Origin of the sequence: Microbacterium enclense (assembly GCF_004022425.1) — a bacterium.
Classification (GTDB): domain Bacteria; phylum Actinomycetota; class Actinomycetes; order Actinomycetales; family Microbacteriaceae; genus Microbacterium; species Microbacterium enclense_A.
In genome coordinates this window covers 23,677-48,416 of sequence record NZ_RBZY01000029.1, presented here as the reverse complement: position 1 = coordinate 48,416, position 24,740 = coordinate 23,677, and the positions used below count along the sequence as shown (strand labels likewise).

Here is a 24,740-nt window from a genome sequence, read left to right as displayed (position 1 = left end):
GGGGGGGGGCGAGGCGCGGTGCGCGCCCTCCAGCTGAACACGGATCCGGGCGGCACTCTTCCCGGATGACGCCGTGTTGCACGTCCGTGCACCCGGGGGCGTGAGCCCGCGTGATGTGAGCGCGGGCGCGGCTGCACGCGAAAACCCCGCCGGCACGAGGCGCGACGGGGCTTTCGGCGGGGTGCGTCAGACGATGGCGTTGACGTCCAGCGGGATGCCGGGACCGAACGTGGTCGAGACGGCGCCCTTCTGGATGTAACGGCCCTTCGAGCTGGACGGCTTGAGGCGGACGATCTCCTCGAGCGCGGCCTTCAGGTTCTCGTCGAGCTGCTCGGCCGAGAACGAGGCCTTGCCGACGACGAAGTGCACGTTGGCGTGCTTGTCGACGCGGAACTCGATCTTTCCGCCCTTGATCTCCTCGACGGCCTTGGCCGGGTTGGGGGTCACGGTGCCGGTCTTGGGGTTCGGCATGAGGCCGCGGGGTCCGAGGACCTTACCGAGGCGACCGACCTGGCCCATGAGCTCGGGCGTGGCGACGGCCGCGTCGAACGCGGTGTATCCGCCGGCGACCTTCTCGATGAGCTCGGCGCCGCCGACCTCGTCGGCACCGGCGGCCAGGGCGGCCTCGGCCGCGGGGCCGTTGGCGAAGACGATGACGCGCGCGGTCTTACCCGTGCCGTGGGGCAGGATGACCGTGCCGCGGACCATCTGGTCGGCCTTGCGCGGGTCGACGGAGAGCTTCAGCGCGACCTCGACGGTCGAGTCGAACTTCGCGGAGCCGGTCTCCTTCGCGAGGGCGACGGCCTCGGTCGGGGTGTAGAACGTGTCGGGCGCGACCTTCTCGGCGGCGGCCCGGTATGCCTTGGACTTGGTAGCCATGATTATCTCCCTCAGTCCTCGACCGTGATGCCCATGGAACGGGCGGTGCCGGCGATGATCTTGGCCGCGGCCTCGATGTCGTTCGCGTTCAGGTCGGGCTGCTTGGTCGTTGCGATCTCGCGAACCTGGTCCTTGGTGAGCTTGCCCACCTTGACCGTGTGGGGCGTCGACGAGCCCTTGGCGAGACCGGCGGCCTTCTTGATGAGCTCCGCGGCGGGGGGCGTCTTCAGGATGAACGTGAAGCTGCGGTCCTCGTAGACGGTGATCTCGACGGGGATGACGTTGCCACGCTGGGCTTCGGTCGCCGCGTTGTACGCCTTGCAGAACTCCATGATGTTGACGCCGTGCTGACCGAGCGCCGGACCGATCGGCGGCGCGGGGTTGGCCGCACCCGCCTTGATCTGGAGCTTGATCAGGCCGGTCACCTTCTTCTTGGGTGCCATATCCTTTTCCTCTCTCGAGCGGGGGCCTCGCGGCTCCCTCTCTCCCGCACATCCGGCCGTTCCGGACAGCGGTCGCGCTCGCACGATGCACGAGCAACCTCCCCATCATACGCGATGTCCCGGCATCCCGGTGTCCGCCCTCCCCTCCCCGCCCCGCGTCTGCCGCCTGTTTGCGATAAACGCCGATTCTCCCGAGACACGCTGCGACGCGGAGTGTCTCGAGAGGATCGGCGTTTATCGCGGACGGTAACGCCGCGTTGTCCACAGGCGGCGAACCAACGTGCCCGGCCCTGGCACGCTCGGGAGGATGAACGCCAGCGCCCTACCGCTCCGCGGAGCACCTGCACCGCTGATCGCGGCCGGCAGCGCCCTACTTCTCGGGGCTCATCCGTCGATGGATGCCGAGCTCCACCGCGTTCGCCCGGGGATCTACACGCCGCGGAATCTCTGGAGCGACCTCTCGGAGTGGGACCGCTATCTCCTCCGGATCCACGCTTTCCATTTGGTCCGACCGGACGCTGTGTTCTCTCACGAGTCAGCGGCAGCCCTGATGGGCCTCCCACTCTTCGGCCACCCCCGACACCTGCACGTCTTCGACGGAAGACGTTCGCGGTCCCTGGCATACGGCGACGTGCGCGTGCACACGAGCGCAGACGCTCGACGGTCACAGGATGCCAACGGCATCCACCTCACGACGGTCGCCGACACCGTGGTCGACCTCGCGCGAGCCTTGCCTCCCGCCTTCGGTCTAGCGGTCGTAGACGCCGCGGTACGCGCGCTCGGCGTCACGAAGGCGGAGTTGCACGCACTTCTCGAGCGCCAACGGAACCCGCGTGGTCGACGCCGAGCGGAGTGGTCTCTGTCGCGTGCCACGGCCTTCGCAGAGTCAGTCGGGGAATCCTTGAGCCGGGCCGTCATCGAATGGTGCGGCTTCCCCACACCGGAATTGCAGCATGAGCACCGGGTTGAGGGGCGGCTCTACCGTTCCGACTTCTGCTGGCCCGACCAACGCGTGATCGGCGAGTCCGACGGGTGGGTGAAGTACCGGGCCGAGGACCCGGCCGGGTCGGCTCACGCGGTGCGCGACGAGAAGCGGCGCGAAGACGCGCTGCGACGAGCGGGCTGGAGAATCGCCCGATGGGATTACGCCGCGACGATGAGCGTCACCGGCCTCCGCGACTCCCTCACCGCCGCAGGTCTCTCCCCCACCAACGCCCCCGACCCGATCAATCTTGCTGCGTTGGCACGCAATCCCCGTTCCATGCCTCCCTCCCCCCTCGATAAACGCTGATCCTCGCGAGACTCGCTGCAAGGCAGCGTTTCTGGGGAGGATCAGCGTTTATCGACGCCAGGCGTCGGCGCCCCAAACGGTGAACGCCCCGCCGGCACAGGCCGGGCGGGGCGTTCGCACAGACGCGCGGGGCGTCAGAGCATCTTGGTGACCTGGTCGAACGACAGCTCGACGGGGGTCTCGCGCTCGAAGAGCGACACCAGCACCGTGAGCTTGCCGCTCTCGGGCTTGATCTCGCTGATCGTTCCGGGCAGGCCCGCGAACGAACCCTCCTTGATCGTGATGGTCTCGCCGGCCTCGAAGTCGACCTCGGCGGGGATGACGCGCTGGGCGACGGGAGCACCCTTGGCGGCGCCGCCCTTGGCCGGGGCGGATTCCTTGACCTCGACGAGGCTCTTCAGCATGTTGAACGCCTCGTCGAAGCGCAGCGGCGTGGGGTTGTGGGCGTTGCCCACGAAGCCGGTGACACCCGGGGTGTGGCGCACGACCGACCAGGTGTCCTCGTTGAGGTCCATGCGAACCAGCACGTACCCGGGGATGCGCACGCGCGTGACCATCTTGCGCTGGCCGTTCTTGATCTCGACGACGTCCTCCATGGGGACCTCGACCTGGTAGATGTCGTCCTCGACCTCGAGCGTCGACTTGCGCTGCTCGATGTTGGCCTTCACCTTGCGCTCGAACCCGGCGTACGAGTGGATGACGTACCACTTGCCGGGGAGCGACCGCAGCTCGGAACGGAACGCCTCGTACGGGTCGAGGTCCTCGTCGTCGGCGGCATCCTCATCGACGGGTGCCTCAGCGGCATCGGCGGGAGAGATGGATGCCTCGACCTCGTCGACGACGCTCTCGGCACCGGCAACCTCGTCGACGAAGTCCTCGTCGAGCACGGGTGCGTCGGGCTCGCCGTTGATGTCGGGACCGTCGTAGGGGGTGACCTCGTCGGCGGCTTCCGCGGCCTCTTCTTCCGCTTCTTCCGCGAGCGAGTCGTTGAGCACCTCGGCGGCGGCTTCGGCCTCGCTGGCCTCGTCGATCTCGAGCGCGTCGTTCACGATGGCGTCCGCCTCCGGGTCGGTGATGTCGATGTCGCCGAGGTCGTCGGCGGTGTCGTCGTTCTCGTCGTCGACGATGTGGATGGCCGTGTGCTCGGCCGCGTCGGAGGCGCGCTCCTGGGAGGCCAGGACGCCACCCTCCTGGGCTTCGTCGTCCTCGCTGGACTGCTCGGCCGTGGGCGCCCAATCGGCGTCGTCGACATATCTTTCAGACACTGGTGATCTCTTCCGTTCTAGGCGGCCGCTCGTGGGGGCCGCGCGTCCGCCGAAGCGCCGGTTCCGGCGACGGTCAGGCGCCGGGGATGCCGAACACGGCGCTCGTCAGCCACACGAACAACACGTCGAGGCCGTACACGAGCGCCATCATCACGACGACGAATCCGAGGACCACGGCGGTGAACTTGAGCAGTTCCTGCCGCGTCGGCGTGACGACCTTGCGGAGTTCCGCAATGACCTGACGGATGAAAAGAGCGATCCGCGCGAAGAAGTTCAGCTTCTTCTCACGGGGCGCGCCGCGTTCTGCGACGATCTCGCCCTTCGCCTCGTCCTGCGTCATCGAACCACCTAGGTCGCTTCTCGGTTGCCAGCGTGTGCTGTGCGCAGGGCGGACAGGAATCGAACCTGCAACCTGCGGTTTTGGAGACCGCTGCTCTGCCAATTGAGCTACCGCCCTAAGGCCCCCTGGGAGGGCCCGGGATGCGAAACCGACATGCTTTCGCCAGGAATCTCTCGGGGAGGGATGCCGCCTGTGCGCGGGGCACGGCGAAAGAATGCAGATTTCGACTGCACTCCCCAGTCTATGCCATGTCCCCCGACGTGGCGAACCGCGCCGGGGGACATCGCGGGTCTCAGGCCGTGCGGATCAGCTTCTTGTTCACGAACTCGTCTGCCGCGAGAAGCCCGAGCTCGCGCCCGGTGCCGCTGCGCTTCACGCCGCCGAACGGCAGCTCGGGCGAATCGGCGAGCACGAGGTTGACGTAGACCATGCCTGCCTCGATGCGGTCGGCGATGCGCTCGGCCTGCGCGGCATCCGTCGTGAAGACGTAGGAGCCGAGACCGAAGCCCGTGTCGTTGGCGATCGCGACCGCCTCGTCCTCTCCCGACACGCGGTAGACCGTCGCGACCGGGCCGAAGAACTCCTCGCGGTAGGCGTCCATGTCACTGGTGACGCCGGTCAGCACGGTGCCGGGGTAGAACGCCCCGTCGCGGGTTCCGCCGACCTCCAGCGTCGCGCCCTGGGCCACGGCGCGCTGCACCTGATCGTCGAGGCGCTCAGCGGCGGTCAGGGACGACAGGGGCCCGAGCACGGTGTCGTCGGCGAAGGGGTCGCCGACCTTCGCCTCGCCGAGCGCTGCGCTGAACTTCGCGAGGAACGCGTCGTACAGTTCGTCGACGACGAGGAACCGCTTGGCACCGTTGCAGGACTGCCCGTTGTTGTCGAGGCGCGCGTCCACCGCCGCCTGCACGGCGGCGTCGAGGTCGTCGGTGGAGAGCAGGATGAAGGGATCGGATCCACCCAGCTCCAGGGCCACCTTCTTGAGGTTGCGGCCGGCGATCTCGGCGACCGCCGCACCGGCGCGCTCCGAGCCCGTGACCGAGACGCCCTGCACGCGCGGGTCGGCGATGATCGTGGCCGCCTGGTCGTTCGTGACGCGGACGTTGACGTACGCGCCCTCGGGCAGCCCCGCGTCGCGGTAGATCAGCTGCAGGGCCTCGGCGGACTCGGGGCACTGCGGCGCGTGCTTGAGCAGGATGCTGTTGCCCACCGCCAGGTTCGGGGCGGCGAAGCGGGCGACCTGGTAGTACGGGAAGTTCCACGGCATGATGCCCAGCAGCGGACCGAGGGCCGAGCGGCGGATCACGGCGGTGCCTTCGCCGAGGATGTCGATCGGGGTGTCCCCGGTGATCCGCTCGATGTTGTCGGCGTAGTACTCCGTGATGTCGGCGGCGAAATCGACCTCGCCGAGGGCGGCCTCCAGGGGCTTGCCCATCTCGCGCACGATGATCGCGGCGAGGTCGTCGCGGCGCTCGCGGTGCAGCTCCGCCACCCGGCGCAGGGCCGCGGCGCGCTGCTCGGGCGCGGTCCGCGACCACGCACGGAAACCGTCGTGAGCGGCGGCGAGGGCGGCCTCGACACCCGCGTCGGACAGGGTGTCGTATTCGGCGAGGGTCTCCCCCGTGGCGGGGTTGACGACGGCGTAGTCACTCATGTGTGCTCCCGTGGTGGTGTCGTGATCGATGGTCAAAGGGCCGAGCGGCGGGCGCGGCGGGCGCTCGGCGGAGCGTCGATGGCGAGGGTCTCACCGCGGAAGAACGCCGGTCGGCGGAAGTACTGCACCACCATGATGACCGCCCCCAGGACGATGATGGTGACGCCGAGGACGAACACCAGCCCGACCCCGCCGATCTCCGATCCGCTGCCGTACTCGGGGTTCATGCTGTCGATCAGCGTGGTGACGAAGATCACCGCGAGGATGACCCCGCCGACGAGCGGGAACAGCAGGGTGAAGAACACGTTCCGTGCGGAGTCGAACCACTGCTTGCGGAAGTACCAGACGCACGCGAACGCGGTCAGGCCGTAGTAGAAGCAGATCATGATGCCGAGGGTCAGGATCGTGTCGGAGAGCACGTTCACGCTCACGACGCGCATCACCGCGTAGAACCCGGCCGCGACGATCGCGGAGACGATCGTGGCGTAGCCCGGAGTGAAGAACCGCGGGCTCACCGCCGCGAACTTCGGCGGCAGAGCCCCGTAGTGGCCCATCGCGAGGAGCGTCCGGGCGGGACCGACGAAGGTGGACTGCAGCGAGGATGCCGAGCTGGTGAGCACCGCGAGCGACACGAACGCCGCGAAGGGCCCGAGGATGGGACCGGCGAGCGCGAAGAACGCGTTGTCCTGGATGTCGGGGTTGCCCAAGCCGAACTCCCCGTCGCCGATGCCGGCGAACATGATCATCGACACCGCCAGCAGCAGGTACAGCGACACGATCGTGACGACCGTGATGGTCGCCGCGCGCCCCGGTGTCTTCTCGGGATCCTTGGTCTCCTCGTTCATCGTGAGGGTGACGTCCCAGCCCCAGAAGATGAAGATCGACAGCGACACACCCGCGGCGAAGGCGCTGAACGTCGACACCGCGAACGGGTTGAACCACGCCCAGTCGAACGGCGTCGCGTCGAAGGCATCCCCCCGCAGGACGTGCGCGATCGCCACGACGGCGAAGATCACGAGCACGACCACCTGGAAGCCGACGAGAACGTACTGCAGCTTCTGCGTCGTCTGCATGTCGCGATACGACACCACCGTCGCCCCGAGGACGAACAGCAGACAGACCGCGATGTTGATGGGGAGGTTGGATGCCAGATCGGCGACGCCGGGCTGGCCGGTGAGCTGCGAGATCAGGAGGAAGAGGAAGTCGACTGCGATGCCGGCCAGGTTGGACAGCACGATGACGGTCGCGGCGATCAGGCCCCAGCCGGCCATCCAGCCGATCCAGGGACCGAACGCGCGCGCGGCCCACGTGAAGGACGTGCCCGAGTCGGGCATGCGGTTGTTGAGCTCGCGGTAGCCGAAGGCGACGAGCAGCATCGGGATGAAGCCGACGAGGATGATCGCCGGTACCTGCACCCCGACGGCCCCGACGGTGGGGCCGATGGCGGCGGTGAACGTATAGGCCGGCGCGATGCAGGAGATGCCGATGACGACGGCGCCGAGCAGGCCGATCGTGCCGGCGCTCAACCCCTTCTTCGACAGTCCGCCGGCGTCGCTGCCGGTGGTGGGTGCGGGAGCGGTCATGGCCGCGATCCTTCCGGAGACGAGACGTCGGCACGACTGCGTGGCACGACGACGAGCGGGACGGGTAGTTCGTGCAGCATCTTCGCCGCGGTCGAACCGAGGAACAGGCGGCGCGGCTGCGCGAGACGGCTGCTGCCGACCACGACGAGCTCGGCGGGATCCCAGGAGAGGTCGCGCACGGCCTCTTCGATGCTGTCGCCGTCGGCGACGACCACCTCGGCCGCGACGTCGGTGGGCAGTTCGATGCGGGCCTGTGCGAGCACCTCCTCGGCGTGCCGGGCTCCCGCGATGCGGATGGCACCGGTCTCGAGGCCCGGGGGAAGGTCGACGGTGACGAGGGACAGCAGACGCAGGGGGACGGATGCCGCGGCCGACAGCGCGATGCTCTCCTCGCGCAGCACGTCGGCTCCGGGTCGGCTGCCGATCGCCGCCGTGATGCGGCTGATGCCGACGGCGGGATCCACCCGTCGCGACCCCTCGGGCGCCAGCACCACGGGCACGTCGGAGGAGTGCAGCAGTTCCGATGCGACGGTCCCGAGCCGGTGGCGGCCGCGCAGGCCGCCGTTGGCCGCGCCGACGACGATGTACCCCGCCCCGACCTCGTCGGCGAACGCCACCAGGCCCTCGGCGAACGAATCGGCGTGCCGGACGTGCTCGCGGTGGGGCACGGCATCCCGGATCGTGACGACCGCCTCACCGAGCCAGCGCTCCGCCTGCTCGGCGACCAGGCGCGCGTAGGCGGCGTCCGGAGGGGTGATGACGCTGCGCGCGTCGTCGGGCAGGACCAAGACGACCTCGAGCGGGGCCCCGATCGCCCGGGCGACCCGGATGCCGAGAGCCAGGGCGTCGGCGCCGGTGTCGGTCGCGGTGTAGCCGACGACCACCGGGGCGGTCATCCGCGGACCCGTTCGAGGATCTCGTCGGCGGCGCGGTGCCCCTGGCGGATGGCGCCGTCCACGTGCTGGTAGCCGGCGCCGGCCATGTCGCTGCACGCGAGATGAAGGGGACCGACGGGCTCGCGCAGATCGGCGCCGTAGCGCTGCAGGCCGCCGAGGTCGAAACTCGCGGCGTATGCGCCGCGCGTCCATTCCTCGGTGCCCCAGTCGCTCTCGTAATAGACGACCGGGTTCTTCGCCTCGGGTCCGTAGTAGTGCGACAGCGACTCGAGGATGCGCTCCTTGCGCTCCTCGGCGCTCACGCGGAACAGGTCGTCGGCGTTCTGGTCCGAGACGAAACCGACCAGGGTGCCGCGTTCGTCACCGTGGTTGGTGTTGTCGTACGCCTCGTGCGACAGCTCGTACGGGCTGAACGCCGTGCCGGACAATCCCTGCTCGCGCCAGAACGGGCGGTCGTAGACCGCGTGCACCTTGATTACGAAGCCCATGGAGATGTGCTGGTGCATCTGGTGCTGGAGGCGCGGCAGCGGCGGCTCGAAGGAGATACGCGGGTACAGCACCGGAGCCAGCGCCAGGATCGCGAAGCGCGCGCGGACGGTGACGCCGTCGGCGATCACGGTGACACCCGACGAGGAGGTCTTCGCGGCCTCGACCCGCGCCGTCAACGCACGCAGCTCGTCGACGCGGCGCCCCGTCACCGCATCCGCCCCCCGGTCCGGTGCCACGGAATCCGGGCCCCAGATGATGCGGCGCACCGGCTGGTTCAGCAGCACGTCGTCGCCGAGCCGCTCGGCGAGCAGCTCGGGCACCTGCTGCAGGCCCCCCACAACGCGCTTGTCGAGGATGAAGTCGGCGTCGACCAGGTGCGAATACGACCCGGCGGATGCCGCCATGAGCAGCGACTGCAGCAGCGAGAACGTGTGCGTCGGCTTGGTCAGCATCGCCGAGCCGGTGGCGAACGCGAGGTTGCGGACGGCCTCGTCGTCGTCGGTCTGCTGGCGGAGCCAGGCATCCCACGAGATCTTGTCCCACTCGGCGGCGTTCGGGTGCTCCCACGGCTTGTCCGGGTCGATCTCCGCGACCATGGCATCCAGGCGAGCCGTGATGTCGTCGATGATCCTCTCCGTCTCGGGCGCGACCGGGAACATCTCGCCCGTGAAGCGCTTCGCGACGCCGTCGGGGCCGACGTAGACGCTGTCGCCCTCGCGGTAGCGGCTGTAGGTCGACAGACCCAGGTCGGCGACGGTGTCGATGAGCGCTTCCTGGTCGGGCGAGACCCACTGGCCGCCGAGCTCCAGCATGGCCCCGTCGACGACGTCGGTCCACAGGCGCCCGCCGACGCGGTCTCGCGCCTCCAGCACGACGACCGACAGACCGGCCTTGCGCAGGTCGTTCGCGGCGGTCAGGCCCGCGGCCCCCGCACCGATGACGACGACGTCACGCGTGATCTCGTCCATGAAATCTTCTCTCTCTGCAATGTCCCCTGCGAGGTGACCCGGGATGATGCGGACGAGGGGGCGGCTCGTTCGGGTCGATTGCCGCCCCCTCGGGTCGGGGTGCTCAGTGGCGTGCGAGTGCTCCGGCCACGACGTCGAGGCCCTCGTGCAGAAGGTCGTCGCCGATGGACAGGGGCGGGAGGAACCGGATGACGTTGCCGTACGTCCCGCACGTGAGCACGATGACGCCCTCGGCGATCGCGGCCTTCGCCACGGCCGCGGTGAGCGCGGCGTCGGGGGCGCCGGTGGCCGGGTCGACGAACTCGGCCGCGATCATCGCGCCGTGGCCGCGGACGTCGCCGATACGCGGGTCGCTCTGCTGCAGCGCGTGCAGGCGTCCCTTCACCACCTCGCCGATCGCCCGCGCACGCTCGATGAGGCCGTCGTTCTCGAACGCGTCGATGGATGCCAGAGCGGCGGCGCACGCGATCGGGTTGCCGCCGTACGTTCCGCCGAGGCCGCCCGTGTGGGTGGCATCCATCATCTCCGCTCGACCCGTGACGGCCGCGAGCGGAAGGCCGCCGGCGATGCCCTTCGCGGTGGTGACGAGGTCGGGCACAATACCGAACAGCTCGGACGCGAACATCGCGCCGGTGCGGGCGAAGCCGGACTGCACCTCGTCGGCGATGAACACGACGCCGTTGGCACGGCACCACTCGACCAGCGCCGGAAGGAAGCCGTCGGCGGGGACGATGAAGCCGCCCTCGCCCTGGATCGGCTCGATGATGACCGCGGCGAGGTTCTCGGCCCCGACCTGCTTCTCGATGAGCGAGATGGCTTTGGCCGCCGCCTCGGGACCGGACAGACCGTCGCGGTAGGGGTACGACAGCGGGGCGCGGTAGACCTCGGACGCGAACGGGCCGAAACCGCTCTTGTACGGCATGTTCTTCGCCGTCAGCGCCATCGTGAGGTTGGTGCGACCGTGGTAGGCGTGGTCGAAGGCGACGACGGCCTGGCGTCCGGTGTGCTTGCGGGCGATCTTGATCGCGTTCTCGACGGCCTCGGCGCCGGAGTTGAACAGCGCGCTCTTCTTCTCGTGGTCGCCGGGCGTGAGGCGGTTGAGCGCCTCGGCCACCGAGACGTACGAGTCGTACGGCGAGACCATGAAGCATGTGTGCGTGAAGGCCGCGACCTGCTCCTGCACGGCGGCCACGACGGCCGGGTGGGCGTTGCCGACGCTCGTCACGGCGATGCCGGAACCCAGGTCGATGAGCGAGTTGCCGTCGGCGTCGACGACCACTCCCCCGCCGGCCGCGACGGCGTGGATGGGGACCGTATGCCCGACACCGGCGGAGACGGCGGCGGCCTTGCGGTCGAGGAGCTCCTGCGAGCGCGGGCCGGGGATGCTCGTGACCAGGCGGCGCTCCTGCGGGAGCGAGGGTCCGCCGACGGGGGGCGCGGTGACGGTGTGCGGTGCGGTCATGTTCGGGAGCGTAGGGAACCGTGCCGCCGCCCGATACCCTCCCTGCTGTACATTCTCGATACTCGGCTGTACGAAAAGTACAGCGGATTCCGCCGGAGACCCATGGATGCCACCGACACCCCCACACTGGGCGCACTGCTGCGCCGACCCGATCTCCACCTGCGCCTCGAACACGGCGCGCCGGCCGCGCTCGACCGCCCGGTGCGGTGGGTGCACAGCAGCGATCTCGCCGACCCGACGCCGTTCCTCTCCGACGGTCAGGTGCTACTGACCACCGGCACGCAGTTCCAGGGCCCCGGGGCGACATCGGCTCCCGATTACGTGCAGCGACTGACGGCGCGGGGGGTCGCGGGCCTCGGGTTCGGCACGGAAGTCGTGCGCGATGGCATCCCTCCCGAACTCGCCGGCGCGTGCCGCGACGCCGGGCTCCCGCTGTTCGAGGTGCCGTACCGCACGCCGTTCATCGCCGTCGCACGGGCCAATGCCGAAGCGATCGCCGCCGAGGCCTTCGCCCGACGCACGTGGGCGCTCTCCGCGCAGCGCGCGATCGCGCTGGCGGCGCTGCGTCCCGACGGACTGGGCGCGACCCTCGCCGAGCTCGCGCGGCAGCTGGGCACGTGGGTGGGGCTCTACGACGGGGCCGGTGAACTGACCCGCGAACACCCGAGCGGGGACCTGGATGCCAAGACCTCGGCGTCGCTCGGGAACGAGGTGGCCGCGGTCCTCCGCCGAGGCGCACGGGCGGCGTCGGCGCTGCGGATCTTGGATCGTCCGTTCACCCTGCAGACCCTGGGCCGCGGCGGCCACCTCCGGGGCGTCATCGCCATCGCGGCCGGTGAGCTCGACCAGGAGGGGCGCGGCGTCGTCACCGCCGTCATCGCGATGGCGGGTCTCGCGTTCGAACAGCACCAGGGACTCAGCCGGGCCCGCGGCGCGCTGCGGGCGGGGCTCGTGCAATCGCTCCTCACCGACGACCCGACGCTCGCGCGCCGCATCGCCCGCGACGCGTGGGGCCCTCTGCCGACGCCGCCGATCGCCGTCGCCCTCACCGATGCCGCCGGTGCCCGCAGCGACGGCCTCGCCGAACTGCTCGAACTCCGCGCGGAGGAGCGCCGCGGCGCCGTGTTCTTCGGCCGGGCCGACGACGGCCTCGTGATCGTCGTACCGGCCGACGATCGTCAGGCCCTCGACGAGGCGGCCGGCCGTTTCGGGGCACGGATCGGCGTGTCCGATCCCGCCGCCTACGACCGCTTCGCCGCGGCACTGGAACAGGCACGGGTGGCGAGGGACCGCGGGGGCGAGGCCGTGACGACGTTCCGAGAGGTCGCGGCATCCGGCGTCCTCTCCGCCCTCGGGCCCGAGGCCCCGAGCCTCGCCGCCGCCGAACTCGCGCCGCTGACCGCGCACGACGCTACCGAGGGGTCCCGCCTCGTCGAGACCCTGCGCGCGTGGCTCGACAACGACTGCTCGCACGAAGTGACCGCCCAGGCCCTCGGCGTCCACCGTCACACCGTGCGCACGCGCCTGGCCCTGGCCGAACGCCTCCTCGACCGCGACCTGTCGTCGTTCGCGACCCGCGCCGAGCTGTGGACCGCGCTGCGGGTGCAGTCGGCCTGAATCCCGGCATCCGGCCCGGGCCGTCCTGCGGAGTCTTCGGCCGACACGCAGCCACCGGGGCCCCGAACCGTCGTGTCATCCCGGAACTCCGCACGACGGTAGGAGCGACGGCGCGCACGACGGCGCGATCAGCAGCCGCAGCTGCGGCGCACCACCAGCCGCGGCTCGAAGACCACGTCGAAGGGGCGGTCGGCAGGACCCGCCACTCCCGCGAGGATCCGAGCCGCGGCGCGTCCCATCGCCTCCATCGGTTGGCGGACGGTGGTGAGCGTCGGAGAGCTCAACCGCGCCGCGAGGGTGCCGTCGAACCCGGTGACGACCACGTCCTCCGGCACCCGCACCCCCTCGGCGGCGAGCGCGTCCAGCACCGCGAAGGCGTGCTGATCGGTCGCGCACACCAGGGCTTGCGGCAGCCGTCCCCCGGCGATGAGAGCGCGCAGCTGGGCGACCAGCTCGTCTTCGCCTCGGACGGTGGCATCCACGATCTCCGGACGGAGCCTCATGCCGAGGTCGTCCGCGGCCGCGCGGAGACCGTCCAGGCGCTCGGCGGTGTCGGAGGCCTCGGGGCGCCCGACGAAGGCGACGTCGCGGATGCCGTGAGCGGTCGACAGGTGGTCGGCGAGCGCGCGCACGCCCGCGGCGTTGTCCACGCGGACGCGGTGATGCTGATCGTCGTCGGGGGCCGCGCTGAACAGCACGATCGGGATCGTCGGCGCGTACCGCGCCAGAGCCGGGGCCGTCTGGGGGGACGGGAAGATCGCCAGTCCGTCGACGCGGCCGGCGGTGTCGGCCACCGATACGTCCGTGTCGGCGCCGCTGCTCAGCATCACGGGGCGCCCCAGCGCCCAGCACTCCAGTTCGAAACCGCGCTGCACCTCGTCGACGTACAGCGGGAACGCCCGCGGGTCGGAGAGCACGTCGTCGTCCGTCTCGTTCCACGGGATGACTCCGCCGGCACCCAGTCGAGGCGTCGACAGGCCCGTCAGCGGCTGCGCCTGCGCGAGCGGGTCCGCTCGTTCGAGCAGCAGGTCGAACGCGTGCAGGCCCAGGGTCCCGGTGCGACCGTGCGCGAGGCCGCGGGCGGCTGCGCTGGGGGCGTATCCCAGCCGGCGTGCGGCCGCGAGGACGCGCTCCCGGGTCGCGTCGCTGAGCTTGTCCGGACGGCGGAACGCGAACGACACCGAGGCGATGGAGACGTGGGCCTCCTGCGCCACGTCGTACACGGTCGGTCGACGTGTCGCGTCCGCTTCGCTCATCGGTGCGCGTACCCCCTCATCGGCTCGGCCTCGTCCTCCGCACCCGTCATCTCGAGCCCGAAGTGCACGGGGAAGACGGGGTCGCCGGTGTCCGACGGTACATCCTCGCGCGACGCGCGGACGGCATCCATCGATCGGGGGATCTCGATCGGGAGGCGTCCGCGGGGTGCCACACGGCCGGTGAGCCCGTCGAGCACGGCGCGCGCCGAGCTGCCGTAGTCGGCCACGATCGCGGCGGCATGGCCGACGAACGGCGTCAGGATGGCCGGGCGGTCGAGGTTGACCACGAGCACGAGCGGGCAGGATGCCGCGATCTGCTGCAGCCGGTAGACGAGTCCGGGCGCGAAGTCGAGCGACCCCTGGTGGAACCACGCCTCGAGGAAGAGATCGTCGCGCGGGTCGAACGGCGCACCGATACGCACGAGGGCGAGATCGGCCTCGGCGGGGTCGGACACCACGCGACCGAGCTCCGCGACGTCGCCGGCGCGGAAGCCCTCGACGTACACGGTGCCGGTGCGACGCAGCGGCAGCACGTCGCCCTCGTTCACCAGCACCGTGAGCGAGCGCGCCTGCGCCCGCTCGCCCAGCTCGCGGAACGCCGCGTTTCCGACGATGCGCTCGGCCTCGTCCACGTCCACGTAGGGGTCGTCGAACAGCCCGAGCTGGAACTTCACCCGCAGCAGGCGCCGGACGGACGCGTCGACGCGCTCCTCCGAGACGCGGCCGGAGCGCACGAGATCCACGAGCATCTCGACGCACTCCTCTCCGCCGAACTGGTCGGCACCGGCATCCAGGATCTTCTCCATGCGCTCGCTCGCCGTCAGCTCCTCGACACCCCACGCGCGAGCCGGCAGCACCTGGTCGCCGACGTGATTGTCGTTGACGAGCTCCCAGTCGGTCACGACGACACCGTCGTAACCGAGCGTCTCGCGCAGCAGACCGGTGACGATCTGCTTGTTGTAGCCGAAACCGACCTCCTCGACCGGCCGCCCGTCGAGCTCGAGGCCGACCGGCATGCCGTAGTAGGGCATCATGCCGGCGGTCCCGCGGCGGATCGCCTCGCGGAACGGCTCGAGGTGGTAGTCGAACATGCCGCCGGGGTAGACCTGCTCGCGACCGTACGGGAAGTGCGCGTCCTCGCCGCCCTGCTGCGGTCCGCCGCCGGGGAAGTGCTTCGTCGTGCAGGCGACGCTGTCGGGTCCCAGCTCGTCGCCCTGGAATCCGCGCAGGTACGCCGCGGTGAACTCCGCGACGCGCGCGGCATCCTGTCCGAGGGTCTGTGCCTGCCGCCCCCACCGCGGCTCGGTGGCGAGGTCGATCTGGGGGTGCAGCGCCGCACGGATGCCGACGGCGACGTACTCGCGGCGGGCGACCTCGGCGAATTCGCGCACCGTCTCGACGTCGTCGAGGGCCGCGAGACCGAGCCCCTCGGGCCACTGCGAGAACGGACCCGCCGCGAAACCGACGCCGGTGTTCTCGACGAACGCGTGGCGCGGATCGGTGCTGATGGTGACCGGGATGCCGTGCGGCGTCGTCTCGGCGAGCGCCTGCAGCGCGTTGTTCCACGTGGCCGCCTGTCGCGCGGTGCGGATGGCGTGCACGTTGAAGTGCGTCATGTTCTTGCCCCGCACGACCGCCGTCGTCGGCGATTTCGAGATCTTGCCCGGAGCCTCGAGCAGCTCGCCCTCCTCCCCCACCTCGATGACGGTCTGGAACATCAGGCCGCACTTCTCCTCGAGGCTGAGGCGACCGAGCAAGTCCTCGGTGCGCTCGTCGGCGCTGCGGCGCGGGTCTTCGTACGGGTCCATCACGCCGTTGCCGTTGAGGTCGCGGAAGCGCGTCCCGTCGGGGGCCGTGAGGAAGCGGGGGGAGGTCATGGGAGTCCTTTCGAGGGGCTCGGGGGTGTCGCCCGCGGGGGCGCGGAGCGGACCCCGGTCACTTCAGGCCGGTGGAGGCGATGCCCTGGATGAAGTACCGCTGAAGGAAGACGAACAGCAGGATGATCGGCGCGATCACCAGCACCGAACCGGCCAGCAGCAGGCCGTAGTCCGTCGCGTTCTGTCCCGTGGAGTAGAGCGACAGGGCCACCGGGAGCGTGTACTTCCCCTCGGTCTGTGCCGCCACGAGCGGCCACAGGAAGTTGTTCCACGACGCCAGGAACGTCAGGATGCCGAGCGTCGCCAGCGGAGGTCCGCACAGCGGCATCACGATGCGCGCGAAGATCCGCAGCTCGCCGGCCCCGTCGATGCGGGCGGCCTCGAGAAGGGGGTCCGGGATGCCGAGCATGAACTGCCGCATCAGGAACACCCCCAGCGGCGTTGTCACGAACGGCAGGATCAGCGCGGCATAGGTGTCGACGAGGCCCAGCGAGGACACCATCACGAACAACGGCACGAAGGTGACGACACCCGGGACCATGAGCGTGACCATGACGACCACGAACAGCGCCTTCTTGCCGGGGAAGTCCATCTTCGCCAGTGCGTAGCCGACCATCGAGCAGAAGACGAGGTTCCCCGCCACGGTGAGCAGCGCCACCACGAGGCTGTTGCCGAAGAACTGACCGAAGTTCAACTGCCCGAACCACGCGGCGAAGTTCTCCCACGTGAACTCCTGCGGCCACCAGGTCGGCGGACGTTGCAGGATCTCGCGCTGCGTCTTGACCGAGCCCAGCAGCATCCACGCGAAGGGGAGCATCCACACCAGGAGCCCCACGATGAGCACGGTGAGAGTGAGCGCGCGGCCCGGGGTGACACGGTTCTCCGGGCGACGGCGCCGACGCGGCGATTCCGCGGTGTCGGCGGCGGCCACGGGGGCCGCGGGAGCGGTGAGCGTCATGGCATCCTCCCTCAATCCTTCGAGCGCAGCAGGCGGAACTGCAGCAGGCTGAGCAGCGCGATCGCCAGGAAAAGCAGGTAGCTGGCGGCGGATGCCGTGCCGTACTGCCCGAAACCGAACTGCTTGAACGTGTAGTAGGCCACCGAGAGGGTGGAGTTCAGCGGGCCGCCCTGCGTCATCACGAACGCCTCCTCGAAGAACTGGAGGAACCCGACCGAGATGAGCACGGCACCCAACAGCAGGGTCGGGCGCAGCAGCGGCAGCGTGACCGAGGTCAAGCGCCGCCACGGCGACGCGCCGTCCATCAGCGCGGCCTCCGTGACATCGGTGGGGATTGCCTGCAGCCCCGCGAGGAAGATCACCATGAGCGTTCCGACGTTCCGCCACACCGCCATCGCGATGAGCGACGGCAGGGCGGTCGAGGTGTCGTTCAGCCAGTCCGGACCCTGGATGCCGATGACCGCCAGCGCCGAGTTCACCAGACCGTCGGGCTGCAGGATGTAGCGCCACACCACCGCGACCGCGACGATGCTCGTCACGACGGGCGCGTAGAAGCCCACGCGCAGGACCGACACGATGCGTCCGCCGCTGGAGTTCAAGGCCAGCGCCAGCGCGAGCGCGACGGCCATGGTCACCGGGATCCCGACCACCACGAACGTCGCCGTCACCCCGAGCGAGGTGAGGAACACCGGGTCGCCGAGGACCGACAGGTACTGGTCGAGACCGATGAAGTTCACCGCGAACGGCGAGCGGATGTCGCGGGCCGTGAAGTCGGTGAACGACATCGCGAACGACCCCACGATCGGCACGACCATGAACACCGCGAACACCGCGACGAACGGCAGCGCGAAGCCCCACGCGACCCATCCCTGGCGCCGACGGCGGCTCGACGCCCCGCCGGCGCGGGCGCGACCGGGGGCCGGAGCCCGTCCGGTCGCGCCCACGACTGCCTGTGTCATGGCCTCAGCCCAGACCCAGCTGGTCGGCGGTGGCCTGGAGTTCCTTCAGACCGTCGGCCGGCGACTGCTGGCCGAGGCGGATCTTCTCCAGCATCGCGTCACCGGCCGCGGCGACCTGCACCCACGTGGTCGTGGCCGGCACCGACTTCGCGGTCTCCAACTGCGTTCCGAAGGCCGCGAGGGTCTCGGACGAAGCCAGGGCCTCGGACTCCCAGGCATCCTGCACCGAGGGCAGGTCGCCGGTCGCCTCGTACCAGGCGGCCTGCGTGTCGGGCTGGGTGAGCCACTGCACGAGCTTCCAGGCGCTCGTCGCGTTGTCGGAGTTGTCGAAGACCGCCAGGTTGGCACCGCCGCTGAACGAGGTCGAGGATTCCTTGGCCGGCAGCACGGCGGTGGCGAACTTGTCGCTGAAGCCCTCGCCTCCCAACTCCTCGAGCGCGCCGATGAGGAAGGGGCCGTCGATGAGCATCGGTGTGGCGCCCGAGACGAAGTCCGCCTCCTGCGCGCCGGCCGAACGGTCCGCGGCGGGGTTGGCCACGCCGTCGGCGTAGAAGCTCTGGTAGTACTCGAACGCCTCGACCGCCTCGGGGGTGTCGAGGGTCCATGCCGAGCCGTCCTCCAGCTCCGCGCCGTTGGACCACGGCATCCACAGGTTGCCCTGGAACGAGTCGTTGCCGGCGGGGAGGCGCATGCCGTACTCGGCGCCGCCCCGGGACTGCATGTCGGAGGCCATCTGCTTCAGCTCATCCCACGTGGTGGGGGCCTGGTTCCAGCCGGCCTGCGCGGCGATGTCGGTGCGGTAGTAGAGCACCCGGGTGTCGACGTACCACGGCACTCCCGTCGCGCGGTCGTCGATCATCGTCGAGTCGACCGAGCCCGGGAACATCCCGTCGGTGGAGAGGTCGGTGGGCACCGTCTGCAGCGCATCGCCGAAGTCGGCCATCCACGTGGAGCCCACCATGGCGAGGTCGGGCGTGTTGCCGCCGGCGATCGCCGTCTGGAACTTGCTGTACGCGGCATCCCACGGCACGGGGGTGACTTCGACGGTGACGCCGGGGTTGGCATCCTCGAACTGCTTCACGAATTCCGGCAGCGCTTCGCCTTCGGCACCCATCGCCCACATCGTGAGCGTGCCCTCGGCCGCGGCGTCGCCGATCGTGATCGCCTCGTCGGCACCGGCTCCGGAATCGGAGGTGCGTCCGCACCCGGTCAGCGCGATCGCGGCCGCCGCAACGACGGCGACGGCGCTCCATCGGGTCATTCTCATGGTGTTCCTCCTCGAACGGCGCCCCACATCGGGCGCGGTGGTCGCGCTAAGTTTAAGCGCATAACTTCTGCTGGGCAAGCCCGTGATGTGCGCGGCCGGGGCGTCCCTCACCGCGCCAGCCGCGGCCCGGGCCGTCCGGCGCCGCGGCCTGGGCCGTCCGGCGGGGTTCTCCCACGACACGCCGGGCCCCGGCATCCCTGCCCGGCGTGTTCCCCACAAACTCCGCACGAAGGCACAACCCGGATGCCACCGGCCCGAGGTCGAGGCCGACCGGCGGGAGCCGCCCGGGCACGGGCACCCGGCCGCGGCGGTCCGCTCCGTCCGGCGGAGTTCTCCCACGACTCGCCGGGTGTTGGCATCCCGCACCGGCGTGTCCGCCACAAACTCCGCACGACGGCACGACCGGGCTGCCGGTGGCCACCCCTTCTCCCCAGGTGTCGATCTTGTGCTGGCATCCACGGATCGAGGACTGGACACGGTGACAGATGGGTCGGGTTCGACATCGTCGTTCCATGTGCATCCCAGGGGCCCAGATTCGTACACGGACGGAGTTGTTCACGACGGGAATGTCGCGCCGAACGCTCGACGCGGCAGTTCGCGGCGGCAGCCTCGTGCGTCTGCGGCGCGGCGTCTATGCGGATGCCGGTACCTGCGATGTCGTGCGGCGTGCGGCGTACTGCGGAGGTGCGCCCGCCTGCATTTCCGCGGCGCGACACGAAAAGCTGTGGGTGCTTTCCGGGACGGAACCGCTCCACGTGGCGCTGCGCCCGGACGGACATTGTCGGGCGGGCGAGGTCGTGCCCCACTGGGACCGCGTCGGCTCGGGAGCATTCGGGTCTCCACTCCTTCGCGAGGTTCTGCGACAGATCCTCCGATGCTGCGGAGTCGAGGAGTTCCTCGTCGCACTCGAATCCGCGCTGTACCAGCGGCGGATCCGCGCAGCCGACCTCACCTGGCTCGCGGCGAACACCAACGACCTCGGGCGCGAGGCGATCGCTTTCGCGCGCGCCGATGCCGAAAGCGGCCTCGAGACCCTGGTCAGGTGGCGTTTGCGTGGGTGGGGCATCCGCGTGCGCACCCAACAACGCCTCACGTCCGTCGGCCGTGTCGACCTGCTGCTCGGTGAGCGCCTGATCGTCGAGGTCGACGGCGTACAGAATCATGCGAGCCCCGAAAATCGCCACCGCGACCTCGTGCGCGACGCGAACGCCGCGGCGTGGGGCTTCGTCACGCTGCGGTTCGACTACGCGATGGTGGTCCACGACTGGCCGACCGTCGAACTCGCTCTGCACGGCCTGCTCGACCGGGGGCTCCATCTCGCGGTGCGCTGAAGCCGGCGCAGGCCGCAAGGGCGCGTGACGCGCCGTCCCGCGGAGTCCGGCCCCGACACGCCGCCCGACGACGCCCCCAACCGGCGTGTCACCCACCCACTCCGCACAGCGGTGCGGGTGCCGGCTGGAGACCCGGATGCCAGGACTCAGGGCCGTGGCTGGATGTACCCGCGCACGAACTCGGCGAAGTGAGCCGACATGTCGACGGTGTCGTCGAGAAGCCACTGCTGCTGGAGGCCGTCCATCACGGCGCTGAGCAGCCGCGCGGCGCGCTCCGGGTCGAGGTCGGGGCGCACCTCGCCGGCTGCCTGGCCCGCGCGCAGCAGTTCCGCGGCGCGTGCCGCACCTTCGCGGTATCGGGCGGCGAAGTCGGCGTGGGCGGGATGCTCGGGGTCGCTCGCCTCGGCGACGACCACCGTGTACAGCGAGGTGAGGCCGCGCGTCGTGGCGTTGTACGCCACGACCTTGCTCATCTGCTCGATCAGCGTGTGCTCGCGCGGGTCGCCCGCCGCCCGGCGCACGCGGTCGTCCCGCTGTCGCAGCACCTCGGCGAAGAGCTCCTCCTTGGTGGCGAAGTGGTGGAGCAGGCCCGCAGGCGTCAGCCCGACACGCTTGGCGACCTCGCGCAGCGAGCCGCTGGTCACCCCGGAGCGCCCGAAGACCAGCACCGCTTCGTCGACGATCCGCTGGCGCCGCTGCTGCCCCTTCGGATAGCTCCCGCGCGAAGCGCGCGGCATCCCCTCGTCCGTCATCCGTTCCCTCCCGCGCGCACCGATGCCCGGTCCCGCGAGGGTACCGGGCATCGACGTGCCACTCGGTCAGGGGCGGCGCCCACCCCACGACGACCCGAAGACCTGCTGCTCCATCGCCGGCCGCAGACGCTGCTCCATCTCGTCGTCGACGAAGTAGTCCTTCAGGGTGTCGGCGGTGAGAGCGTTGCCGACAGCCGCGATGATCATCGACTGATCCAGAGACAGATAGCGCTTGGCTACGGTGTCACTCTTCACGGCGACCGCGTCGTAAAAGCCGCCCGGACCGTAGGCGCCGAGCTTCTTCTCGAGACCGCGGAGGTTCTTCAGCACTCCCGGGCGGTCGTAGGGCAGGGCGAGGAAAGCGGCGTGCGGCGTCACGACGCCGTCGCCGAAGGTCGGATCGGGGTTCGTCCCCTCCGCGCAACCTGGGCGGTCGATGTCGACGTCTGTCTTCTCGGCATCCGAGGTGTAGCCGTCCGAACGGATGCCGGCGATGTCGACGCCGTACTCGCTGTAGCCGCCGAACGGGTTGCTGGCGGGCGAGAAGCCCCAGTACCCGTATCCGGCCTCGTCCAGCCCGTGACGCTTCTGCACCTCGACCGTGATCGGGTGGTTCAACGCCCACGACCGCGGACCCCATTCGGTTTCGGGCACGAGGAGGTCGGGCATGAGCGACTCGAACATGCTGCCTCCCCAGCTCGGCACGAACGACATGCCGTCGTACGAGTACACGCCCTCGTACACCTCGATGCCGTCGTAGGTGCGGGTCTCGCCGGTCGGCAACTGCTCCTGCCACGCCCAGTCGCAGCCCGCCGGCATCGTGCGGTGCGTGCCGGACAGGGCCGTCGAGGGGATGCCGCCCTGCGCGATGCCGAGGTAGGTGGCGATGCGGCTCTCGCTCACGGTGGTGTCGTAGTGGTGGCAGGTGTAGAACGCCTGCTCGCCGCTACCGTTGTACATCGGCGCCTCGACGGCGCAGCCGTCACCGGGAGGCTCTTCCCAGAATCCACCGCGGTTGGTGCCGGCGGGCAGCCCGGGAGCTCCCGCGGTGTCGAAGAACGCGGAGAAGTCCATCGACTCGTACAGCGCATCCGCGCGATCGGCGAGCGTCGGCTCGGCCTCACGCACGATGCGCAGCGCCGCGGCGAGCCACCCGTTGTCGACGGTGCTCAGGAAGGGATGGATGACCTCGCCCGACGTCGGGAAGACCTCGAGCTTCGCACCGGTCTCGGGGGCGTACCAGTTGTAGTACATGCCGCTGGCCTCGTTGCGCTCCATGCGTTCGAGGGTCGAGACGGTCGCGGTGAGGCGCGAGCGCGCCTCGTCGGCGTCGATGATGCCGAGGTCGCGTGCGGTCACGGTCGACCAGAGGTAGCCGCCGATGTTCGTGGGCGAGGTGTAGCCGGAGGCCGTGTCCAGGTCGAGGTCTCCCCCGATGTTGTCGTCGGGCAAGCCCGTTGCGGGGTGGGCCATCGCGACCATCGAGGCCCAGGTGTCTTCGGCGTAGCGCACGAGTTCACGGGCGCCGGGGCCGCTGCCGGCGCCGATCGGAGCCCCGGAGTGCGGAGGCGGGCCCGGCGGGGCGGCGGTCGCCGGAGCGGCGGCGACCAGACCGCCCACGACGAGTCCTGCGATCGCGGTGGATGCCAAGCGTGTGTGCTTCATAACGGGCTCTCCTCATCGAAAGCGCTCCGGGGGGACGGAGCTCGGTTCCAAAAACCTTACATCTGTGCGGTTTTTTGGCAAGCCCTCGCTCGGCCCCGATCCGTCGCGCGGAGTTCTCCCACGACACGCCGCCGCACGGCATCCCGAACCGGCGTGTCATCCACGAACTCCGCACGACGACATGGCACGGCACGACGACACGGCACCGGCCCGACGACACGGCACCGGCCGGACCGCCACCCCGGCCGTCACCTCGGGGCGTGGGCCTCGAGGAACTCGTACACCTCGGTCGTGTCGACGCCGGGGAACGCGCCGGTCGGCAGCGTCGCGAGCAGGGTCCGGGGCGTGCGGACGTTGGGCCAGGCGTTGTCGCGCCACGCCGCCTCGAGGTCGGCGGGCGGACGCCGGCAGCACACCTCGACCGCGTGCCGCGAGACGCCGCGGTTGGGGGTGTCGCGCCCGCGGAACCACTTCGTGTCGTCGAACCGCACGCCCACGCTCACCGAGTGCGCCCCCTCGCTCGACTGCTCGACGCGGGCGGTGCACCAGTAGGTTCCGTTCCCGGTGTCGGTGTACTGGTAGTAGGGGTTGAAGCGGTCGTCCTCGTCGAAGACGACGCGGCTCGTCCACCGGCGGCAGCACATCTGCCCCTCGATCGACCCCAGCCGGTCCGTCGGGAAGTTCACGTCGTCGTTCTCGTACGCCTTCGTGATCGTCCCCGACTCGTGCACCTTCAGGAAGTGCACCGGGATGCCGAGATGCACCGTCGCGAGATTCGTGAACCGGTGCGCGGCCGTCTCGTACGACACGGAGTACGTGTCGCGGAGGTCCTCGATGCTGAGGGCTCGGCGGGCCTTCGCATCCGTCAGTGCCGTAACGGCATGGGATTCGGGGATGAGGAGAGCGCCGGCGAGGTAGTTCGTCTCGACCCGCTGGCGGAGGAACTCGCCGTAGCTCGTCGGCTCGGTGTGCCCGAGCATGCGGCTCGACAGCGCCTGCAGCACCGCGGCACGCGGGTCGCCCTTGGCCACGCGCGTGGAGAGGTACAGCCGCCCGTTCTTCACGTCGGCGATGCTGCGGGTCGTCTGCGGCAGGTCGGGCACGTAGTGCAGCGAGAACCCGAGGTACGCGGCGATGTCGCTCGCGGCGCGCTGGGTGAGCGGGCCGCCGGGGTGGTCGACGGCGGCGAGGATCTCGGATGCCGTGCGCTCGAGCTCGGGGAAGTGGTTGTCCTGCGTGCGCATGAGGCGGCGGAGCGCCACGTTGGCGCGACGCGCTTCCTCCGGTGTGGCGGAGCGCTCGTCGCGGAGCCGCTCGATCTCGGCCTGGAGCGCGAGCATCGCGGCGAGCGCCTCGTCGGGCACCGACTTGCCGACGCGGAACGGCGTGATGCCGAGGGCCTGGAACGTCGACCCGCGCATCGCGCGCTCGACCGCGATCTCCAGCGACGCGCGCTCGTCGAGGGGCTCGGCGTCCAGGAGGGCATCCAGGCCCGTACCGAGCGCCCGCGCGATGGCCTGCAGGAGCGTGAGCTTCGCCTCGCGGCGCCCGGTCTCGATCATCGACATCTGACTCGGCGCACGACCGACCGCGGCGGCGAGTTCGTCGAGCGTCATGCCGCGCGCCGTGCGCAGTTGTCGGATGCGCTTGCCGATCGTGAGCGTGTCCACGCCTTCATCGTCGGATGCCGCGGAGGCCGCGGTCAGGGAGACACCGGTGTCCATGTCGCGATGATCTCACCAGAACGGAAGAACAACAAAACTTCACACCGGCTCCAGTGGTTCCGGC

20 protein-coding genes and 1 tRNA gene are annotated in these 24,740 nt (G+C 70.1%); 3 read left to right on the top strand and 18 right to left on the bottom strand.

The window, feature by feature from the left end; genetic code table 11:
* Positions 1 to 186: 186 nt before the first annotated feature.
* Positions 187 to 879, bottom strand: a complete 693-nt coding sequence (gene rplA / locus D8Y23_RS09415) for a 50S ribosomal protein L1 (RefSeq protein WP_128217890.1) — start codon at positions 877 to 879, stop codon at positions 187 to 189.
* Between the two features lie 11 nt (positions 880 to 890).
* Positions 891 to 1,322 (bottom strand): 50S ribosomal protein L11, encoded by a 432-nt coding sequence (gene rplK, locus D8Y23_RS09410; RefSeq protein ID WP_076494491.1) that lies wholly within the window; start codon positions 1,320 to 1,322, stop codon positions 891 to 893.
* A gap of 550 nt (positions 1,323 to 1,872) precedes the next feature.
* On the opposite strand from rplK, the gene D8Y23_RS09405 reads away from it, so the two are divergent.
* The gene (locus D8Y23_RS09405) at positions 1,873 to 2,613 is read left to right on the top strand and encodes a hypothetical protein (protein WP_128217889.1); all 741 of its coding nucleotides are present in this window, start codon (positions 1,873 to 1,875) and stop codon (positions 2,611 to 2,613) included.
* A gap of 134 nt (positions 2,614 to 2,747) precedes the next feature.
* Here D8Y23_RS09405 and nusG read toward each other — a convergent pair whose 3' ends face one another.
* The 8 genes from nusG to gabT all read right to left on the bottom strand — a co-directional run bounded on the left by nusG (position 2,748) and on the right by gabT (position 11,270).
* On the bottom strand, positions 2,748 to 3,878 hold the full coding sequence (nusG, locus tag D8Y23_RS09400; protein WP_128217888.1) for a transcription termination/antitermination protein NusG: 1,131 nt from the start codon (positions 3,876 to 3,878) through the stop codon (positions 2,748 to 2,750).
* A gap of 73 nt (positions 3,879 to 3,951) precedes the next feature.
* Positions 3,952 to 4,218, bottom strand: a complete 267-nt coding sequence (gene secE, locus D8Y23_RS09395) for a preprotein translocase subunit SecE (RefSeq protein WP_128217887.1) — start codon at positions 4,216 to 4,218, stop codon at positions 3,952 to 3,954.
* Positions 4,219 to 4,262: 44 nt separating this feature from the next.
* Positions 4,263 to 4,335, bottom strand: a tRNA-Trp gene (locus D8Y23_RS09390).
* A 175-nt stretch (positions 4,336 to 4,510) separates the two neighbouring features.
* Entirely contained in the window at positions 4,511 to 5,872 is a 1,362-nt protein-coding gene (locus D8Y23_RS09385) for an NAD-dependent succinate-semialdehyde dehydrogenase (RefSeq protein WP_128217886.1), read from the bottom strand.
* 32 nt (positions 5,873 to 5,904) lie between these two features.
* Positions 5,905 to 7,455 (bottom strand): APC family permease, encoded by a 1,551-nt coding sequence (locus D8Y23_RS09380; protein ID WP_128217885.1) that lies wholly within the window; start codon positions 7,453 to 7,455, stop codon positions 5,905 to 5,907.
* Positions 7,452 to 8,351 (bottom strand): universal stress protein, encoded by a 900-nt coding sequence (locus D8Y23_RS09375; RefSeq protein ID WP_128217884.1) that lies wholly within the window; start codon positions 8,349 to 8,351, stop codon positions 7,452 to 7,454. Before D8Y23_RS09375 ends, D8Y23_RS09380 begins: the two co-directional genes overlap by 4 nt.
* Positions 8,348 to 9,808, bottom strand: a complete 1,461-nt coding sequence (locus D8Y23_RS09370) for a flavin monoamine oxidase family protein (RefSeq protein ID WP_128217883.1) — start codon at positions 9,806 to 9,808, stop codon at positions 8,348 to 8,350. The genes D8Y23_RS09375 and D8Y23_RS09370 overlap by 4 nt, the downstream gene beginning before the upstream one ends.
* 103 nt (positions 9,809 to 9,911) lie before the next feature.
* Positions 9,912 to 11,270, bottom strand: coding sequence for a 4-aminobutyrate--2-oxoglutarate transaminase (gene gabT, locus D8Y23_RS09365; protein ID WP_128217882.1), 1,359 nt, complete (start codon positions 11,268 to 11,270; stop codon positions 9,912 to 9,914).
* A 102-nt stretch (positions 11,271 to 11,372) separates the two neighbouring features.
* Here gabT and D8Y23_RS09360 point away from each other — a divergent pair, with 102 nt between their 5' ends.
* The gene (locus D8Y23_RS09360) at positions 11,373 to 12,887 is read left to right on the top strand and encodes a PucR family transcriptional regulator (protein ID WP_128217881.1); all 1,515 of its coding nucleotides are present in this window, start codon (positions 11,373 to 11,375) and stop codon (positions 12,885 to 12,887) included.
* Positions 12,888 to 13,015: 128 nt separating this feature from the next.
* On the opposite strand, the gene D8Y23_RS09355 is transcribed toward D8Y23_RS09360, so the two are convergent.
* From D8Y23_RS09355 to D8Y23_RS09335, 5 genes are read right to left on the bottom strand one after another with little or no spacing between them, the layout of a single operon-like run.
* Entirely contained in the window at positions 13,016 to 14,143 is a 1,128-nt protein-coding gene (locus D8Y23_RS09355; RefSeq protein ID WP_128217880.1) for a LacI family DNA-binding transcriptional regulator, read from the bottom strand.
* Positions 14,140 to 16,020, bottom strand: coding sequence for a glycoside hydrolase family 3 protein (locus D8Y23_RS09350; protein ID WP_128217879.1), 1,881 nt, complete (start codon positions 16,018 to 16,020; stop codon positions 14,140 to 14,142). Before D8Y23_RS09350 ends, D8Y23_RS09355 begins: the two co-directional genes overlap by 4 nt.
* A 58-nt stretch (positions 16,021 to 16,078) precedes the next feature.
* Positions 16,079 to 16,978, bottom strand: coding sequence for a carbohydrate ABC transporter permease (locus D8Y23_RS09345; protein WP_128217878.1), 900 nt, complete (start codon positions 16,976 to 16,978; stop codon positions 16,079 to 16,081).
* Positions 16,979 to 16,989: 11 nt separating this feature from the next.
* Positions 16,990 to 17,937 (bottom strand): carbohydrate ABC transporter permease, encoded by a 948-nt coding sequence (locus D8Y23_RS09340; RefSeq protein WP_128217877.1) that lies wholly within the window; start codon positions 17,935 to 17,937, stop codon positions 16,990 to 16,992.
* Positions 17,938 to 17,941: 4 nt separating this feature from the next.
* Entirely contained in the window at positions 17,942 to 19,204 is a 1,263-nt protein-coding gene (locus tag D8Y23_RS09335; RefSeq protein WP_128217876.1) for an extracellular solute-binding protein, read from the bottom strand.
* 728 nt (positions 19,205 to 19,932) lie between these two features.
* Here D8Y23_RS09335 and D8Y23_RS09330 point away from each other — a divergent pair.
* Positions 19,933 to 20,535 (top strand): endonuclease domain-containing protein, encoded by a 603-nt coding sequence (locus tag D8Y23_RS09330; RefSeq protein ID WP_240663854.1) that lies wholly within the window; start codon positions 19,933 to 19,935, stop codon positions 20,533 to 20,535.
* A gap of 146 nt (positions 20,536 to 20,681) precedes the next feature.
* Here the strand turns inward: D8Y23_RS09330 and D8Y23_RS09325 are convergent, their stop codons facing one another.
* From D8Y23_RS09325 to D8Y23_RS09315, 3 genes are all read right to left on the bottom strand, one after another.
* On the bottom strand, positions 20,682 to 21,338 hold the full coding sequence (locus tag D8Y23_RS09325) for a TetR/AcrR family transcriptional regulator (RefSeq protein WP_240663853.1): 657 nt from the start codon (positions 21,336 to 21,338) through the stop codon (positions 20,682 to 20,684).
* A 15-nt stretch (positions 21,339 to 21,353) separates the two neighbouring features.
* Complete coding sequence (locus tag D8Y23_RS09320) at positions 21,354 to 22,952, bottom strand: glucoamylase family protein (protein WP_128217874.1); 1,599 nt, start codon at positions 22,950 to 22,952, stop codon at positions 21,354 to 21,356.
* Positions 22,953 to 23,200: 248 nt separating this feature from the next.
* The gene (locus D8Y23_RS09315; protein ID WP_128217873.1) at positions 23,201 to 24,676 is read right to left on the bottom strand and encodes a helix-turn-helix transcriptional regulator; all 1,476 of its coding nucleotides are present in this window, start codon (positions 24,674 to 24,676) and stop codon (positions 23,201 to 23,203) included.
* Positions 24,677 to 24,740: the final 64 nt, after the last annotated feature.